General features: G+C 58.1%; 18 protein-coding genes. 9 read left to right on the top strand and 9 right to left on the bottom strand.

From position 1 onward, the window contains the following. Nucleotides 1-5: 5 nt before the first annotated feature. Together ACSQ36_RS27135 and ACSQ36_RS27130 are read right to left on the bottom strand one after the other, a co-directional pair. A complete protein-coding gene (locus ACSQ36_RS27135; protein ID WP_436184351.1) occupies nt 6-914 on the bottom strand; it encodes a cation diffusion facilitator family transporter in 909 nt (302 codons plus the stop codon). 176 nt (nt 915-1,090) lie between these two features. Then, the gene (locus ACSQ36_RS27130) at nt 1,091-1,327 is read right to left on the bottom strand and encodes a hypothetical protein (protein WP_436184350.1); all 237 of its coding nucleotides are present in this window, start codon (nt 1,325-1,327) and stop codon (nt 1,091-1,093) included. Nucleotides 1,328-1,789: 462 nt separating this feature from the next. On the opposite strand from ACSQ36_RS27130, the gene ACSQ36_RS27125 reads away from it, so the two are divergent. The 5 genes from ACSQ36_RS27125 (at nt 1,790) to ACSQ36_RS27105 (ending at nt 3,548) form a co-directional block, all read left to right on the top strand. After that, nucleotides 1,790-2,110 carry a hypothetical protein gene (locus tag ACSQ36_RS27125; RefSeq protein WP_213765318.1) on the top strand — a complete coding sequence of 107 codons (321 nt, stop codon included), beginning with the start codon at nt 1,790-1,792 and terminating at the stop codon, nt 2,108-2,110. A 61-nt stretch (nt 2,111-2,171) separates the two neighbouring features. Further along, on the top strand, nt 2,172-2,348 hold the full coding sequence (locus ACSQ36_RS27120; RefSeq protein ID WP_436184349.1) for a hypothetical protein: 177 nt from the start codon (nt 2,172-2,174) through the stop codon (nt 2,346-2,348). Further along, nucleotides 2,345-2,596: a GH36-type glycosyl hydrolase domain-containing protein gene (locus ACSQ36_RS27115; RefSeq protein WP_436184348.1), complete on the top strand. Its 252-nt coding sequence runs from the start codon at nt 2,345-2,347 to the stop codon at nt 2,594-2,596. Before ACSQ36_RS27120 ends, ACSQ36_RS27115 begins: the two co-directional genes overlap by 4 nt. Continuing rightward, nucleotides 2,520-2,783 (top strand): glycosyl hydrolase family 65 protein, encoded by a 264-nt coding sequence (locus ACSQ36_RS27110; RefSeq protein WP_436184347.1) that lies wholly within the window; start codon nt 2,520-2,522, stop codon nt 2,781-2,783. The genes ACSQ36_RS27115 and ACSQ36_RS27110 overlap by 77 nt, the downstream gene beginning before the upstream one ends. 216 nt (nt 2,784-2,999) lie before the next feature. Next, nucleotides 3,000-3,548, top strand: coding sequence for a hypothetical protein (locus ACSQ36_RS27105; protein WP_436184346.1), 549 nt, complete (start codon nt 3,000-3,002; stop codon nt 3,546-3,548). A 195-nt stretch (nt 3,549-3,743) separates the two neighbouring features. Here the strand turns inward: ACSQ36_RS27105 and ACSQ36_RS27100 are convergent, their stop codons facing one another. The 5 genes from ACSQ36_RS27100 to ACSQ36_RS27080 all read right to left on the bottom strand — a co-directional run bounded on the left by ACSQ36_RS27100 (nt 3,744) and on the right by ACSQ36_RS27080 (nt 8,329). Next, nucleotides 3,744-4,721, bottom strand: coding sequence for an aldo/keto reductase (locus ACSQ36_RS27100; protein WP_436184345.1), 978 nt, complete (start codon nt 4,719-4,721; stop codon nt 3,744-3,746). Nucleotides 4,722-4,776: 55 nt separating this feature from the next. Then, complete coding sequence (locus tag ACSQ36_RS27095; RefSeq protein ID WP_436184344.1) at nt 4,777-5,628, bottom strand: helix-turn-helix domain-containing protein; 852 nt, start codon at nt 5,626-5,628, stop codon at nt 4,777-4,779. Nucleotides 5,629-5,862: 234 nt separating this feature from the next. Next, complete coding sequence (locus ACSQ36_RS27090) at nt 5,863-6,462, bottom strand: carboxymuconolactone decarboxylase family protein (protein WP_436184343.1); 600 nt, start codon at nt 6,460-6,462, stop codon at nt 5,863-5,865. A gap of 252 nt (nt 6,463-6,714) precedes the next feature. Beyond that, nucleotides 6,715-7,140 (bottom strand): phasin family protein, encoded by a 426-nt coding sequence (locus tag ACSQ36_RS27085; protein WP_436184342.1) that lies wholly within the window; start codon nt 7,138-7,140, stop codon nt 6,715-6,717. A 196-nt stretch (nt 7,141-7,336) separates the two neighbouring features. After that, nucleotides 7,337-8,329: an AraC family transcriptional regulator gene (locus ACSQ36_RS27080; RefSeq protein WP_436184341.1), complete on the bottom strand. Its 993-nt coding sequence runs from the start codon at nt 8,327-8,329 to the stop codon at nt 7,337-7,339. Between the two features lie 155 nt (nt 8,330-8,484). On the opposite strand from ACSQ36_RS27080, the gene ACSQ36_RS27075 reads away from it, so the two are divergent. The 3 genes from ACSQ36_RS27075 to ACSQ36_RS27065 all read left to right on the top strand — a co-directional run bounded on the left by ACSQ36_RS27075 (nt 8,485) and on the right by ACSQ36_RS27065 (nt 11,971). After that, on the top strand, nt 8,485-9,312 hold the full coding sequence (locus ACSQ36_RS27075; protein ID WP_436184340.1) for an NAD(P)H-binding protein: 828 nt from the start codon (nt 8,485-8,487) through the stop codon (nt 9,310-9,312). A 416-nt stretch (nt 9,313-9,728) separates the two neighbouring features. Further along, complete coding sequence (locus ACSQ36_RS27070) at nt 9,729-11,111, top strand: sigma 54-interacting transcriptional regulator (protein WP_436184339.1); 1,383 nt, start codon at nt 9,729-9,731, stop codon at nt 11,109-11,111. 50 nt (nt 11,112-11,161) lie between these two features. Then, on the top strand, nt 11,162-11,971 hold the full coding sequence (locus ACSQ36_RS27065; protein ID WP_436184338.1) for a hypothetical protein: 810 nt from the start codon (nt 11,162-11,164) through the stop codon (nt 11,969-11,971). A gap of 49 nt (nt 11,972-12,020) precedes the next feature. Here ACSQ36_RS27065 and ACSQ36_RS27060 read toward each other — a convergent pair whose 3' ends face one another. After that, the gene (locus ACSQ36_RS27060) at nt 12,021-13,304 is read right to left on the bottom strand and encodes a tetratricopeptide repeat protein (protein ID WP_436184337.1); all 1,284 of its coding nucleotides are present in this window, start codon (nt 13,302-13,304) and stop codon (nt 12,021-12,023) included. A 231-nt stretch (nt 13,305-13,535) separates the two neighbouring features. On the opposite strand from ACSQ36_RS27060, the gene ACSQ36_RS27055 reads away from it, so the two are divergent. Next, a complete protein-coding gene (locus ACSQ36_RS27055; RefSeq protein ID WP_436184336.1) occupies nt 13,536-14,315 on the top strand; it encodes an alpha/beta hydrolase in 780 nt (259 codons plus the stop codon). 147 nt (nt 14,316-14,462) lie between these two features. Here ACSQ36_RS27055 and gcvA read toward each other — a convergent pair whose 3' ends face one another. Then, nucleotides 14,463-15,353, bottom strand: a complete 891-nt coding sequence (gene gcvA / locus ACSQ36_RS27050; protein WP_436184335.1) for a transcriptional regulator GcvA — start codon at nt 15,351-15,353, stop codon at nt 14,463-14,465. Nucleotides 15,354-15,538: the final 185 nt, after the last annotated feature.

The raw sequence follows: 15,538 nt of genomic DNA, 5'->3' as shown, positions 1-15,538 counted from the left end.
CTTGATCACTTGATCAAATCGTCCAGGCGCCGATCATCGATACCGGCGGGTTCCAGATGCGCAACCACATCTGCTGCCTGGAATATCGATCTCACGGCGTCCTCCGCGTGGTCACCGATGCTGTGACCCTGTTCAACCGACATTGCGCCATCCACTTCAACGTGGAATTCCACGAACACCCGGTCTCCGCCATTTCGGGTCCGGATGTCATGAACGCCCCGAACACCTTCGCAACCGAGCACAGCGGACCGGACCCGCTCCCGGTCAGACGTATCGAGTTCCCGATCGAGTAACTGGTTCAACGCTTGCAGGGCCATGTCCCGTGCATTCCATAGCATGTAGCAGGATATGGCCAGCGCGCCTACTGCGTCGGCCCGGTTCCACGCAAGGAACCGTTCAAGTGCCAGCGCGGCCAGCACTGCAATATTCACCGCGACGTCGGTGACGTAGTGCGCCCGGTCTGCAGCGATGGCCGTCGACCCCGTTCGTTTGACAACGTAGGTTTGCAATGCGACGAGCCCGCTTGCAGCAACCAGGCTGGCAATGATCACCCACAAGCCGAAGCCCATGTCGGTGAGCGGTTGCGGGACGAACAGGCGCTCGACCGATTCAATCCCAAGTCCCACGGCCGCGCCCGTGAGCAACAACGCTTGCACGAGCGCCGCCACGGCTTCCGCTTTGCCATGTCCATAGCGATGACCCCGGTCGACAGGACGCCCCGCATACCGCACGCCCACAAAGGTGACGAGGGACGCGACGACATCGACCAGACCATCGGCCGCGGATGTGAGTAACGAGATCGAGCCCGTCGCAAGCCATGCCCAGGCCTTTACACCGACCAGGGCGAGGGCGACCGCGAGCGCCACGATCGAGGCGAACCGGCGCAGCTTTTGATTCGACAGGTTTTCGGACATGGGCACACGTCTCGCTTCGTAAGCCATCATGCTACGACAGTCGCATGCAAGCGTTAAAAATGCGCGGCTTGGTCAGTGTGCAGGTGGAGAGCGTGTTTTAGCGTTTGATGGAAGAGCGCTTGACTGAGCCGATTGATTGAGCCGCTTGACTGAGCCACTTGACTGAGCAACTTGAGTCACTCGCCGGTCGGCTTGCTTGAATTCGGCGCAACGCCTGTGTTCAGGATTCTCAGATTGCGGATCCGCCTGAAGGTAGGGTTGTCATGCAGCAAGCGGGCAGTAATATGCGCCACTGCGGCTTCACCGAGAAGATAATCCGGCACGCCGGAGACCGTGTGGTGAGTCATGTGCTGGTTGTAAGTTTCCGGCGCTTCGGCCGAACTATAGAAAAAATCGACTTCGTACGTTGCCAAATTGAACTCCAATGGTGTGATCAATCGTTAAACAACCATTGACGGAATCAATTCTATCAAGAGCTTGCAACGAGCGCGCACGAGGGTTCAACAAGCGAAATTTCCATTTCCGGCCAGGAGAGCTCGCAGCGTCACTCAGGTTTGATACAGGCCCACATGTCTGGCGCACCGGGCAAAAAAGCCGGTCCGCGCAGACACTTGCCAAGAGCGCCTCCTGATCGGCCCATTCGCATTGTTTTTCGTTTTTTCGTACTTAAAATGCCTCTGAAATGCGAAAACCGGCGCGTTTTGGCACTTCCATGACGAACACGTGACTAGCGCAAGAATAAAGTCCTTAAAAAGAATTGCCTTTGTTCGCCCGATTTGTGTTCCCCTAAGGAAGGCACCTACTGCGTCAGCATCAGTCGCGGGTGCCGGTCTTGCAGCGTCGCTGTATGACGGCCAAAGGAGAAGTCAGTAGAAATGAATCGCCAGATCGTTGAAGAGTTGCTAGCTGGGCACGGGGAAGGGAAATTGCTTTTAAGCCATCGCATACACGGCAATGACTTCGAAGTCATGGTTTCACTGTTGCAAGCATCGGGAAATACGTTTGTCCGGGATTATTGTGCCCGGGCGCCTATCCTCGCCGGTACAAACGGACTGAGCGATGCCGTCGCGCAGACCTTTACGGCCGTGCACACCGCCATAAATGGCGACCTGCGAGCCAAACCTGCCGGAATGTCATTGTTTAAGTTTGTCTCCGATCCAACCCGGCGGGATGTGTTCTTCCGTCCATTCGACTAAATAGCCGCCCCGTTTCATCGGGCTTCCGTTCATATAGGGGAACCTGCTGGAGAACCCCTGCTTGGTCTCCGCCAGACCCCGTGGCGATGCGCGCCGTGCGCCGGTGAACACCGAGCGCACGGCGCGTCAGTTCGCCGTAGCTTTCTACGAACATTGCGTGCGAGCGATCGAACATGGTCTGACACAGGGCGCGCATGGGCTGCCGCTGATCGGCTGCGGCGACTGGATGACGGCATGAACCGCGTGGGGGCGCAGGGCTGCGGTGAAGGCGTGTGGCTTGGCTTCTTCCTCCACGACGTACTGCTCAGATTCGCCGAAACGGCACGGGCTCACAACGATACCGGCTTCGCAAGCCGTTGCCAGGACCACGCGGCCGTGCTGCGAACCGACCTTGAAGCGCATGGCTGGGATGGCGAATGGTATCGGCGTGCTTGGGCTGCACGTCAGGGGCGACCGCTTGAGCGTCACGCCGCTGCTGTCGGCTAGCTGGGAGTCGTTTGAGTTGAGCTACTGCTTCGGCAAGACGCGCTTTCGTATTTCAGTCAACCAGTCCTCGATCGATGACGTGTCGCAAGCCAACGCAGAGATACACCTGATCGACAACGGGCGCGAGCACAGCGTCGAGATCGAGATGCCACGGGTCGCGAGTGCGATTTCGCTGACTCCCGCCTGATGATTCGCTCGATGATTCGGAGGAGGCTCTGGCCGCTCAAATGCGTCAAGGCCATCGCTCTCGGGATCAAAGAGTACATTACGTAATTTATGGAATGAGTCTGTTTTGCGTATCTGATACGTCGAACTTCCGGCCTGACGCAACGGGTGCAACCGCACCCCGTTCCAATGGCCTTTCGCCAGAACGGCACACCCGCCTGGCAACCCACAGAGAAAAATGATGGATCTTCGAACCGTTAAAGAAATCGCAAAATTGAAGGCTCAGGTCGGGCCGTTGCAAAGGCAATTCGCCGAGCGGTTGAACGCAGCCGTCGTCCAGGCTAAAAGTACGGCGGTCACCGAATTCAAGAACCACTTTACGAAAAGCGGGTTCACGGCGGCGGGCGAAGCGAAACGATATACAGCGAGTTATGAGGGCGTGCAATTTTTGCTGGAGATTGCAGAGACACGGGGGACGCTTTCACTTTGCGAGTTCCACCTGGTGCCCCCTGCATTGCTCAACGAAGCAAAGCTGACCGTGCATATGATTCGTAAAGGTCCGCCTTCGTCTGGACGGCCCTTGGCCGCGGAAGAGGCAAGCTTGCTTCTCGATGCGGAGCGGAACCTGGCCGATGCCCGGTCAGCGCTGTCGTCAGCGGCACCCGAGTTCTGCTTTATGGTTGTCGAAGAGGAAAATGCAGAATTGCCCACAGTCGACGTAGTGCTCGAAAACAGGCCAGTATTCGATACGTTTGGAGAATTTCTGGCGAGCGTTTATCCGCAATAAATGGGTTGCCCGCTGCGGCCCGGGTTCACCAAAGCGAGAGATTGAAGATCACGGCCGCCGGCGTATTGGGAGGGGCAGGTTGCCCGAAAACATGCGGTCTCCTTATGATCAATCGTTCGTCGCGAACTTGACCTTCAGTCCCGCATGGCACGGACCGGCCTGCAAATGCTACCCGGTCTATGCCCATGCCGCGTTTCAGATCCCCGCGACCCGATGCGGCACATACGGCGCTTCCAGCGCCGCAATCTCATCTGTCGTCAACGTCAGCGACAATGCCGCGACGGCGTCAGTCAGATGATTCGGTTTCGATGCACCAATGATCGGTGCCGTTATCGGGCTCTTCTGCGCGACCCATGCCAGCGCCACGACGGCACGCGATACCCCCCGCGCCGTGGCAACATTTGCTACCGCGTCGATCACTTTACGATCGGCGTCGAGTGTCGCTTTATAGAGGGTTTCGCCGTAATTGTCCGTGTTTTGCCGCTCGGTGGTTTCGTTCCAGTCGCGCGTGAGTCGACCGCGCGCGAGCGGGCTCCACGGAATCACGGCCTTGCCCTGATCGGCGCATAGCGGCAACATCTCGCGCTCCTCCTCGCGGTACAGCAAGTTCACGTGATTCTGCATGCTGACGAACTCGACCCAGCCGTGCTCCCGCGACACATGAAGCGCCTTATAAAACTGCCATGCATGCATGGACGAGGCGCCGATATACCGCGCCTTCCCCATCTTGACGACGTCGTGCAGTGCTTCAAGCGTTTCCTCGATAGGCACGGTGTTATCCCAACGATGTATCTGATACAAGTCGACGTAATCGGTGCCCAGGCGCCGCAGGCTGTTGTCGATTTCAGCGAAGATCGCCTTGCGTGACAATCCCGCGCCGTTTGGCCCGGGACGCATGCGGTTGAAGACCTTGGTGGCGATCACGATCTCATCGCGGTGGGCGAATTCCTTGAGCGCACGGCCAACAATTTCCTCCGATGTTCCATCGGAATAGGCATTGGCGGTATCGAAGAAATTGATGCCGGCATCCAGCGCCTGCTTGATCAGCGGACGGCTTTTGTCTTCGTCGAGTGTCCAGGCGTGATTGCCGCGATCGGGCGTGCCATAGGTCATGCAGCCGAGACAGAGTGGCGAAACATCGAGGCCAGTTGAACCGAATTTTCGATAATTCATCGCAGATATCTTCCTATGAACGAGTGGGTCTTGCATGGCGAACGTAATTCTTTCGTTACTCCGCTGCAACCTTGCCAAGCATTGCGACGTGGTGAGTTTCTGTGAGATCGTCTGCCGGAAACATACATTCAATACGCAATTCCTGCGCGGCGACGGTCTGCGGGGTTCCAACAGTAGTGACCATGGAAAAATAACTCAGCACTTCGTCATCTTTGACGAAGCTGATGGGGATGACGGGCAGGGTGGGCGTAGAGGCGGATCCGCTCAGGGACCGAAGGGATTTCCACCCGGTCTGCACGTCGGGGTAGGCGAGCAGCGCAGCGAGTAATTCCTGGGTTTTTTCGTCGACAACGCGTCCAACGGATTCACGATAAACGCGCTGGATCAGGCTTTTCGCAACGTCTTCCCAATTGGCAATAAACGGGCGCATGCCTGCAGGATCGAACATGAGATGCAGCATGTTGCGAGGGACTTGGCGCGCAGACAGGTTGATGAAGCAATTGAAGAACCGTGGCGCAGAGTCATTGGTCATGAGCACGTTCCAATAGCGGTCCATTACCACCGCGGGAAAAGGTTCATGCTGACGCAAAATGCGCCCTAGCGCACTGGTCACACTCTGCATTTCGAGCGCGTCCCACCCGCTTTCCTGATAGATGGGAGCGTAGCCGGCTGCCAGTAATAATGTATTGCGTTCACGAAGGGGAATGTCCAGCGCCTGGGCAATATCCATTAGCATCTGGCGACTCGGAACGCTGCGCCCGCTTTCAATAAAGCTGATGTGCCGTTGCGACACGCCCGCATCAAGAGATAACTCAAACTGACTTCTGCCGCGCATATCGCGCCATTGGCGCAGCAGCAAACCGAGTTCGTTGGCAGGCGGCCTGGTGTTGAGGCGCGCAGAATTCATTGGTCTCTCGTTCGCAACAGGGTTCAGGTGATGAGTCGTGATCGACCGCGGGGGCATAAGGCTATCGCCAACGTTCGCGCTCTCTCGATCCAGCAGACAAGAATACTCTTAACTCGCCAAATCGACAGGCCGGCACCCGGTCGTGCCGGCGGTTGCGGCAATTAAAGCAATCGCGCAGGGTTCGGTGCGAACCGAACCCTGCGCGATCGTTTCCGCTCAGTGACGGTCCTCTCGTCAGGCAGGTGTCCATGCCTGAGCCTTAAAGCGCTCTTCGACAGGCGTACCGGCCATATTTGTCGTAGTGGCGGCCATGGTGGACACACCAATGCTGGTGATTACCTCGAAGATCTGAAGCGGCGAATATCCGGCGGAAGTAAACCTTTCGATATCTTCATCGGCCACATTTCCTCGCTTTTCGATCAGGGCTTTGGTCATGCCCGACAGCGCCGCGTATTTCGGGGCGTCCGGCAGTCTTCCCTCGCGGATCGCCTTGACGTCGGACTCCCTCATGCCGTCCTCAAGGGCGAACGTGGAGTGAGCCGCAACGGTCCACGGGCACTTGATCGTGACCGCGTTTGTGAGCAGCAGGACCTGCTTCTCGCACTCGTCGAGGCTTCCTCCGTGAAAGCTTCCGAAGCTGCCGGCAAAGCCGTTGAGGAGAACGGGGTTGCCCGCCATGGTTGCCATCACGTTTGGCAAAAAGCCGAACTTCTGTTCCAGCGCATGCAATGTCGGTTTGGATTTTTCCGGCGCCGATTCGATCGTGTGAAGTGTAAAGCTATGCATTCCTAACTCCTTTCCATTGGTTGAACGAGACTCTGTGCGTATCTCCATGCGATGCTTTTTTTCACCGCTGATACCGCAAGCAGATGACTGCCATCTTAGCGATCGCACGAATACGTTCAATTACCTCGGATGTAATAAAGACGGGTCTACGTCCGCGGTTGGCCAGCAGCGGAGTTCTTTCGAAGGGGGAATGAAGCTTGAATGAAGCTTGAATGAAGCTCGAATGAAGCGGATAGAGTGAAGAAAACCGGGAACGGCGGTCACGTTCCCGGTGAGGCCCGGCTTGGCACCTCGCTTGGGCTACTCCTTAGGTTGCTCCAGCGACGACTTCAATTCCTTGGCCGCCTCTTCAATTCGCTTTGTCACAATCGCATACGCTTCGGTCTGAGCCTGCTGCGTTTTCTGAGCGATTTCCTGCATATCGGCGAGCGCCTGGTGCAGTGCCTTTTGAACGACTTCGGTCGGATTGGACGATGCTTTGGCCGGAGAGGTGGCAAACTGCTGCGCGATACCCTGGAAGTCATTGAGGGCCCGGCGCAGGATCTCGATCTGTTTATCTCGAAGGGCTTCCATGCCGCCGAATGCAACGCGGTTCGCGGCCGCCAGGGCTTCGACGTCTTTTCTGCGCGCATCCAGAATTGCCTGTACGTCGAATCCCGGAAGTTTGTACTGCTGGAACATCGCGGAAAACTGACTGAACGGGTCGCTGTACTCGGGCTTCGTCATGTGCCTCTCCCTAAGATATGTTCACGTTCGCGGAAACGTCAGCGCTCCTCAGGCGTGGAGGGTGGCGCCCAACGCTCTTTCGATAGTACAGGCTAACGATCTTTACTGAATCCAAGGGAAAACGCGCACAGGACGACAGTCTCGGCTTATCTGACTGTCAGAAAGGATCATGCGGCAGGCACTATTCGGCACGGTCTTAGCCAATCGCAAGGTTCACGGCGTCATGTACCGCAAGCGCGACGCCGTTTCGCGCAATGCGTCGCGCCGCCCCGGGCGAAACACCCATGATTCGCTTGAATGCCCGGTTGAAGGCGGCTTCAGAGTCATATCCAAGGGCGTTTGCCAATTCTGCCAGCGATGAATCCGTCTCTCGCAGCCGCGTGAGCGCCGTCTGCATTTTCCATCGCGCGGCGTAATGCATGGCCGGTTCGCCGACGAGTTGCGTGAAGCGTGCGGAGAACGCCGAGCGTGACATGCCGACTGCGTCTGCCAGCGACGCCACCGTCCAGTTGCTTGCCAGATCACGATGAATCATCGCGATAGCTCGCCCGATCTGCTTGTCGCGCATTGCGCCGAGCCATCCTGTCTGTGCCTGGCGGTCGTTGGCGATCCAGGACCGGATAGCCTGGATCACGAGAATGTCGGCGAGCCGCGTGATGACCGTTTCCCCTCCGGGGTTCTGGTGCTGCGCCTCCGCTGCGATGAATCGCAGCGTGCTCTGGATCCATTCCGTTTCCGGCGATTTCCACGTGTCGACGCAAATCAGCCGCGGCAACAGACGAATCAGTTGATGCGCCGCCGGGTGATCGAAACGGACGACGGCGCAGATCATGGTCGTGGCCGCGCCGCCTTCTCCGTGGCGGAGAACTTCGTACCGGTTGCTGATTGCGTCGCGCGGCAGGTCGAAGAGTTTTCCCGCCGGGACGCCCGCGCCGCTCATCAGGCGATGCCCCGCACCGTGGGAAACAAGGGCGAGATGCCCGGGACGCAGCAGGCGAGGTTCGATACCGTCCACTTCCAGCAGGCACTCTCCTGCCGTGACGACATGAAACATCAGGCATTGCTCGAACGCCGGCAGTTCCAGGGCCCACGGCGCGGTGAACTCGGACCGGCAATAAAAGGTGCCGCTCATGCGCAGGAAGTGCAGCGCTTCGCCGAGCGGATCTTCGGGTGCGGGCAGGTCGATCATCGGATTAGTGTCATTCAGCGGGATATCGGCACGTCCATTCCAATGGACGAATGAGCATGAAACAAAGACGTAATGCCATTGTTCGTCGCACTTTATGACATTACTCTGGATTCACGGTTACCGCACGATGCGGCGTTTATCTGGAGGAGTGGTCCATGAATACAGAACCTATCCTGGTGCTCGGAAGCACAGGCAAGACCGGTCGTCGGATAGCGGAGCGTCTTGCGGCTCGCAATCTGCCCGTGCGGCACGGTTCCCGGTCCGCCACGCGGCCCTTTGACTGGAATGATCCGTCAACGTGGGTGCCGGTGCTCGAAGGCATCAAGGCCGTCTACGTTTGCTACTACCCGGATCTGTCGGTCGCTGGCGCAACGAACGCGATCCAGTCATTCACCGACCTGGCGGTGTCAAGCGGCGTGCGGCGCCTTGTGCTGCTCTCCGGGCGGGGCGAGCCGGAAGCGCAACGCTGTGAAGACATCGTGCGCAGTTCCGGCGTCGAGTGGACGCTGCTGCGCGCGAGCTGGTTCGCTCAGAACTTCAGCGAGGCGCATTTCCTGGAGCCGATACGCGACGGCGAGTTCGCATTGCCCGTCGCGGATATTGGCGAGCCGTTTGTCGATGTTGAGGACATAGCCGATGTTGCGATAGCCGCGCTGACGCAGGAGGGTCATGCAGGGCAACTTTACGAACTCACGGGTCCGCGCCTGGTGACGTTCGCTGAAGCGATCGCGCAGATTGCGCAAGCATCCGGGCGGCCGATCCGCTTCACGCGGGTGTCCATGACGGAGTACGCCGCTGCGCTTGAAGAAGCCCGGCTTCCGGCGCAAATTGTCGAGCTCATCTGCTATCTCTTCACGGATGTACTCGACGGCCGAAACGCCTCCGTGACGGACGGTATCATCCGCGCGCTCGGACGCGCTCCGCGCGATTTCAGCGACTACGTGCGAGAAACGGCGGCAACGGGAATCTGGGGTAATGGGTAAGGTTAATTGACTCGTCCCGTCCACCGGTGCGAGCGAAAATCCATTAGAACAATTCCCCAACACCTTCATGGGCGTGATGATGCCCGCGTCTACATCGTGTCTAACGCTCATCTAATGTCCAGGTGCTCTGGTTACATATAGCGACGTTTTCTCATCGACGGAAACGCAACTTAACTTTTGGTTTCACCTGTCGTGAATTCGCCCCGCTAGGATGGCAACAAGACGACAAATCCAGTGGATCAAATTGTTACCTGCCAGCGCGCATGCGCTTTGCTACGGGGCACGCGTGTTGCTATGGGTTCTCCCTTTTCGTCGACAACCGATCCAGATGATAAATGCCGCCGATCGATGGTGAGTGTTGAAAGCCGTCGACACTAAAGATGTAAAGAAGGGTCTACCAGAGAATCGCCTACGACATGGACAGCGCACATCGCACGCTTCTATATATTGGAGGTAAGCCAAACGAATCACTTCTAAGGCGCCTCGGTGAGCGCGCCTGGCTTGTCGTACCGGCCATGGGTGCCAACACGGCGGCGAAGCTGGCGCGTGGGCCCATGGCCGGGCTGCTCGATTTAACAGACGGTGTCCACGAGGGCCGGATTGCAAGGGTCGAACAACTCTCGCGATCCGTACTGGTTGCATGGGTTGCGCTGGTGTCGCAAGAGACGCGAAAGTGGACGGCCGTTCGAGACGTCATTGCGGCACATTGCTTCGACTTTGTAACGCTGCCGACATCGCATGAGCGGATCGTGAATGTAGTTGGGCAGGCCATTGGTATGGAGGTTCTTCGTTCCGAGGTGGAACCGCCGGATCTTGACGATGCGGCAAGCAGCGGCATGCTAGGTTCTTCCGAGGCCATGCTGGAACTTCATTGGGCCATTCGAAAGGTGGCCGCTACCGATGCAACGGTGTTCATTTCAGGCGAGTCAGGAACCGGCAAGGAGTTGACCGCGCAGATGATTCATGCGCGATCGGCGCGCCGTGATATGCCCTTCGTGGCGGTAAACTGCGGCGCCGTTCCACCGGATCTCCTGCATTCGGAATTGTTCGGCTACGAACGCGGAGCGTTCACAGGTGCCACGCAGCGCAAGATAGGGCGAGTCGAGCAGGCGCATGGCGGAACGCTATTCCTCGACGAAATCGGCGACCTGCCGCATGAGAGTCAGGCCGCGTTGCTGCGCTTTATCCAGGAACGCAAGATCGAACGCCTGGGTGGCCTTGAGTCTATCGACGTGAACGTCCGGGTGATCACGGCAACGCACCAGGACATGCAAGCTGCCGTGGAGGAGGGCAGGTTCAGGGCAGACCTTTTCTTCCGGCTTTGCGTGCTTCAGGTGAAGGAGCCGCCTCTTCGCGTGAGAGGCAAAGACATCACCGCGCTTGCAACGCACGCACTTGAACGGTTTAAAGGTGAACGCGCACGCAGGATACATGGCTTTGCTCCGGACGCAATTGCAGCGTTGCATAACTACGGCTGGCCCGGGAACGTTCGGGAACTGATCAATCGCGTCCGCCGCGCGATCGTTTTGTCCGAAGGCAAGTTCATCACCGCTCACGACCTTGAACTGGCGGAGCATGTCGCGCTCGCGCCGGACTCGCTTCGGGAAGCACGGGCGTCAGCAGACAGAAGGGCGATAGAGGTCGCGCTCTTCGTGCACAAAGGCCGGGTTGTCGACGCCGCCCGCAGCCTTGGCATTTCGCGTGTGCATCTGCACCGGTTGATGCAGGAGCTGGGAATACCCACGCGTGCAGCCATTGACGAAGCGCACGACTCGACCGATCCCAGCGACTACGAGTAAAGCTTCCTGAGGCAGCCGATGAACCCTGAATGTAAGTGATGGAGAATCCTATGCGCGTGCTTGAATCAGTTGATCACATTGCATGGACCACCTGCGATCGATGCGGGAACACGTATTCCGGTAGTGGGCAACAATGCAGCCGATGCGGCAAAACGCCAACCATCATGCAGCGGCTGGCGAATTTTTCTTCCCCTTCAAACGCGAAGAAAGGTAGTTCGCGCGGCGTATCGCGTCGCACGCGTTCACGGGGCACGTATCCAGGGCTGGCGGAAACCGCACTTCTTTCCGATCGGGCAAGCAGGCGGCGCACGGCGCGAATCGCGTTTGCGTGCGCGATGGGCGCCGGTGCGCTGATTGCTTATGCATTGACCGAACCCTATCTTGCGGGCTTCGGTTTTAACCCGCAAGCCGATGAGACACACTTGACGGCAACAGGGCCGCTCGTCCAAAGCGGACCGGTGATGGCACAGGGCAATAGCGTTCTGCCGACGCAGCCATCGCTATTGAATGGTCGCCAGCATGCCAGCGATGAAACCGCGCGAACACCGCAGTCCGATGTCAGCGCGTTCTATCACGCGCTGCAGGGCGGGAGTCTGGCGGTGGCGCGCCGGCGTCTCGCCGGGATATGGGTAAGCAGTGAAGACAGCAATCAGTTAGAACAGATGCGCACCGAACTCGCCAGCCGCGAACATGCACGCGATGCATTGCTGCACCACGCGTGGCATTGCCGTGCGCTTGGTGACTGGCAATGCGTTGCCGACAGTGCGACGCAAGCGTCCGCGATCGATGCATCGAGCTGGGAAGCAAAACATCTGGTTGCGCGGGCGGCGAAGGAAACCGGCAAGGCTCACGATGAATAGCGCTTGGCAGCGTTCAGCGGATGCGATAGATCAAGCGCCAAGCGTGTGGCTAACGAGCGCTTCGCATGATGTCGGCCAGAGCGTCTTTCACCTCGTCGATCAAGGCCGGCCAACCCGCCTGACGCTGGCGAAACAGATACATATCGTTGGGGTACCAGGGTGACCCGGTCCCCGTCCGGTGCCAGCGCCAGTCGACTCCTGTCTGTGGCAACATCAACCAGCACGCAACGCCCAACGCGCCGGCCACGTGAGCGATCGCTGTATCGACGCAGATGACAAGATTGAGTTGCGCGACAATGGCTGCGGTATCGCCGAAATCGCGAATCTCCCGTCCCAGGCAAAGAGTGGGTTGCAGCATGTTGCATTCGTCGGCCTGCGTTTCCACATCCCCCACTTGCAGGCTGATAAAGCGAATTCCACTGACGGACCACAGTGGCGTCAGATCGGAAAAATGGCTCAACGACCGTTGTGCATCGTTGTCGTGCCCGGCGTTACCTTTCCAAACCAGCCCCACGCGCAAGCCGTCGCCGGGTAGTCGTGCTCGCCACATCTCCAGACGGTTGGTGAATACACCGACATAGGGAATCTTCGCCGGGATCGACTCGACTGTCGTGCCCGTGCGCCAGGGCAGGCTCATCAGCGAAGCCCAGTAATCGTGAACGTGAAGCGCCTGAGGGTCTGTCACCAGTGCGTCGATACCTTCCACCGTGCGCAGAAGGGGCGCGAGTACCGGTTTGCAGATCACCGATATCTTTGCCGCGCCTCGCTCTTTAAGCAGCGGCACATAACGGACGAACTGTATGGTGTCGCCGTATCCTTGCTCCGGCAAGAGCAACAGGGTCTTGCCCTTCAGGTCCTCGCCGTTCCATTGAGGGAAAGGCAACTGCCCGTGTTCTCCAAACACTTCCGATCGCGCTTCGTAGTATTGCCAGCCTTCCGTATAACGTCCGGCGGATAGAAGAAGCATCCCCAGATTGAAGCGGGCTTCGGCGAAATCCGGCTTCAGTTCGAGCGCTCGCCGATATTCGATCTCCGCCTGTTCATAGTGATGAAGTCTTTCGAGTGTGCCGGCGCGGTTATTCCTGATCTCTGCGGAATCCGGCATCTGTTCGAGCGCGCGATCATAGTGCGCTTCGGCTTCACTGAACCGCCCGCATTGCCGCAAGAGATTCGCCAGGTTGTTGTGAGCCAGGCCATTGCAATCATCCCTTTCGAGCACGCCGCGGTAAGCGTGTTCTGCCTTCGTCAGGTCGCCCTGTTGCCAGGCTCGCGATGCTGACTCGATAAGCTGATGGTCCGTGTGTTCGCGGCCGGCGAGGATTTTGCGGTTCATGGGGCTGTCTTGTTCGCAGCAGACGTTGGCAAGCGTTACGGCTCTTGTATCAGGCGCCGATTACAAAATACTAACCGTGCAGAGGGCGCGGGGCAACCAAGCACATCGGATAAAACGTGGCGCGTGTTGCGTGCGAAGGGGGAATTCAAAAATATTTCATTGCGACGGGAATAGAGGGATGGGTAGGTGTGTTCGTCCCATTGCAAACCACAAACTTCCCAGGAATTAAAAATGAAAATCCGTCGCGCTACGTTACTTTTGTCGATCATTGCCAGTGCGTTCATTTCAGTTGGCGCCGTGGCTCAACAGACTCAACCCGCTAAAGGTCCCGTCAAGAACATTGTGCTGGTCCACGGTGCGTTTGTTGGTGGCTCGGGTTGGAGACCTGTCTACGATATCCTGACCAAGGATGGCTATAACGTGACGCTGGTCCAGGAACCGTTGACGTCGTTTGCGGAAGACGTGACCGCCACAAAACGTATTCTCGATCGTCAGGATGGCCCGGCCATTTTAGTCGGCCATAGCTACGGCGGCGCGATCATCACGTCGGCAGGGAACGATCCGCATGTCGCCGGTCTGGTCTACATCGCGGCTCATGCGTTGGACACCGGCGAGACCGAGGTTGGCAACGGCAAGAAGTTTCCGAACTCTGCGCACCCGCTTGTGAAAACACCGGATGGTTTCCTGTTCCTTGATCCGGCCAACTACCCGGGCGACTTCGCCGCGGACCTGCCGCTGAAGCAAGCCCAATTTGAAGCCCGGGCACAGATGCCGACGTCGGCCACGGTCTTCGCAACCCCCATGACCGATCCGGCGTGGAAGGTGAAACCTAGCTGGTACATGGTCGCGAAATCCGACAAGATTATCAATCCCGACCTGGAACGGATGTACGCAGCCCGTGCTCATAGCCATACCGTCGAGATTGCCGGCGCGAGTCACTCGGTGTATGAGTCGCATCCCGACGAAGTGGCGGCCTTGATTGAACAAGCTGCCGAGCACGCGCAGGACTAAGCTTCATTTATAAAGCGAAGGGCGGTGCAGGGCATGGATCGTGGGACGGCTAGATTTTATATAGATAGTAATACTTATAAAATGACGTAGCCGTATCTTTCCACGATCCATTCCCTGCTGGCTTTTGATGTTTTTACCACGCACCGCTTAAGTACTGGTTTCTCGTTCCAACCACGAGCGGAAGGCGACCACAAGCGCGTCCGTTTCCTTAGCTTCCGGCACATAAGTACAGTAACTGCGTGCAGGAAGAAGGGGGCCGGCGAATGGCGCGACAAGACGGCCGCATGCCAGGTCATCTGCTATCAGGGCGGTTGGTCCCATTGCCACGCCTATGCCGTCGAGTGCGGCTTGCAGCGTGAGATAAAAATGATCGAGTGTCAGCGTCGTGGCGGGTTTGAGATCGGCGACGTCTGCTCGGGCGAGCCAGTCGCTCCATAACCTTGGCAGACTTGATGTATGCAGGAGCGTGTGATGGATCAGGTCACGTGGCGTTTTGAGCGGCCGTTGATCCAGCAACGCGGGACTGCAGACGGGCAGACGTTCCTCTGACAAGAAGGGGCGCATTGAATAACCGTAGAATGTATCGGGGCCGCCGCGAATGATAATGTCGTAAGCGTCTTGCAGGGCTTCCACCGGCTCATTCGACGTCTCCAGGCTCACCTCAACGCCGGGATGCTGCGACTGAAAACCCGCGAGCCTTGGAACTAGCCAACGCAACGCGAACGTGGCGGGTCCGTTCACTCGCAGCACGCGGGGCGATACGCCACCTACATAGCCATACCTTGCGGTCGCGGAAGCGACCTGTTCGAATGCGGGCCCGATTTCAGCGAGGTAGGCGCGGGCTGCCGGCGTCAGGACTACACGCCGGTTATGCCGCTCAAACAGGGGGGCGCCCAGCCACTCTTCCAGCAGACGGACATGCTGGCTCACGGCGCCGTGAGTCACATGTAATTCGGTTGCGGCTGCCTTGAAGCTGCCCAGACGCGCGGCAGCTTCGAAGGCACGTAGCGCATTGAGCGGAGGTAAGGGATGCCGCATTCAGATCAGTTTTGCTAACATGAAGTGCGAGATTTTCCGGGTTGTCACTGGTTATCAAGAGAGATATATTCGCCGGAAAAGCTTCCTGACGCAATCGCTTTGTCCCGAGGCTCCCCACGCGTCATATTTGGAGGGAGGTCTTACGCGGATAGCGCGGGGTGCCCCTTGGGCAGGTTCAATCACTG

It is taken from the genome of Caballeronia sp. LjRoot34 (assembly GCF_964253815.1).
Classification (GTDB): domain Bacteria; phylum Pseudomonadota; class Gammaproteobacteria; order Burkholderiales; family Burkholderiaceae; genus Caballeronia.
The sequence above is the reverse complement of the archived record's forward strand: the minus strand, read 5'-3'. Positions and strand labels throughout refer to the sequence as shown.

Bases quoted from the DNA above. Each gene is read 5' to 3' on its own strand.
- ACSQ36_RS27080 (WP_436184341.1), bottom strand. From the start codon at position 8,329: ATGATCGACCTGCCCGCACCCGAAGATCCGCTCGGCGAAGCGCTGCAC.
- ACSQ36_RS27105 (WP_436184346.1), top strand. From the start codon at position 3,000: ATGATGGATCTTCGAACCGTTAAAGAAATCGCAAAATTGAAGGCTCAG.
- ACSQ36_RS27090 (WP_436184343.1), bottom strand. From the start codon at position 6,462: ATGGAGATACGCACAGAGTCTCGTTCAACCAATGGAAAGGAGTTAGGA.
- ACSQ36_RS27085 (WP_436184342.1), bottom strand. From the start codon at position 7,140: ATGACGAAGCCCGAGTACAGCGACCCGTTCAGTCAGTTTTCCGCGATG.
- ACSQ36_RS27110 (WP_436184347.1), top strand. From the start codon at position 2,520: ATGGCGAATGGTATCGGCGTGCTTGGGCTGCACGTCAGGGGCGACCGC.
- ACSQ36_RS27055 (WP_436184336.1), top strand. From the start codon at position 13,536: ATGAAAATCCGTCGCGCTACGTTACTTTTGTCGATCATTGCCAGTGCG.
- ACSQ36_RS27135 (WP_436184351.1), bottom strand. From the start codon at position 914: ATGTCCGAAAACCTGTCGAATCAAAAGCTGCGCCGGTTCGCCTCGATC.
- ACSQ36_RS27065 (WP_436184338.1), top strand. From the start codon at position 11,162: ATGCGCGTGCTTGAATCAGTTGATCACATTGCATGGACCACCTGCGAT.
- ACSQ36_RS27095 (WP_436184344.1), bottom strand. From the start codon at position 5,628: ATGAATTCTGCGCGCCTCAACACCAGGCCGCCTGCCAACGAACTCGGT.
- ACSQ36_RS27075 (WP_436184340.1), top strand. From the start codon at position 8,485: ATGAATACAGAACCTATCCTGGTGCTCGGAAGCACAGGCAAGACCGGT.
- ACSQ36_RS27060 (WP_436184337.1), bottom strand. From the start codon at position 13,304: ATGAACCGCAAAATCCTCGCCGGCCGCGAACACACGGACCATCAGCTT.
- ACSQ36_RS27115 (WP_436184348.1), top strand. From the start codon at position 2,345: ATGAACCGCGTGGGGGCGCAGGGCTGCGGTGAAGGCGTGTGGCTTGGC.
- ACSQ36_RS27070 (WP_436184339.1), top strand. From the start codon at position 9,729: ATGGACAGCGCACATCGCACGCTTCTATATATTGGAGGTAAGCCAAAC.
- ACSQ36_RS27125 (WP_213765318.1), top strand. From the start codon at position 1,790: ATGAATCGCCAGATCGTTGAAGAGTTGCTAGCTGGGCACGGGGAAGGG.
- gcvA (WP_436184335.1), bottom strand. From the start codon at position 15,353: ATGCGGCATCCCTTACCTCCGCTCAATGCGCTACGTGCCTTCGAAGCT.
- ACSQ36_RS27100 (WP_436184345.1), bottom strand. From the start codon at position 4,721: ATGAATTATCGAAAATTCGGTTCAACTGGCCTCGATGTTTCGCCACTC.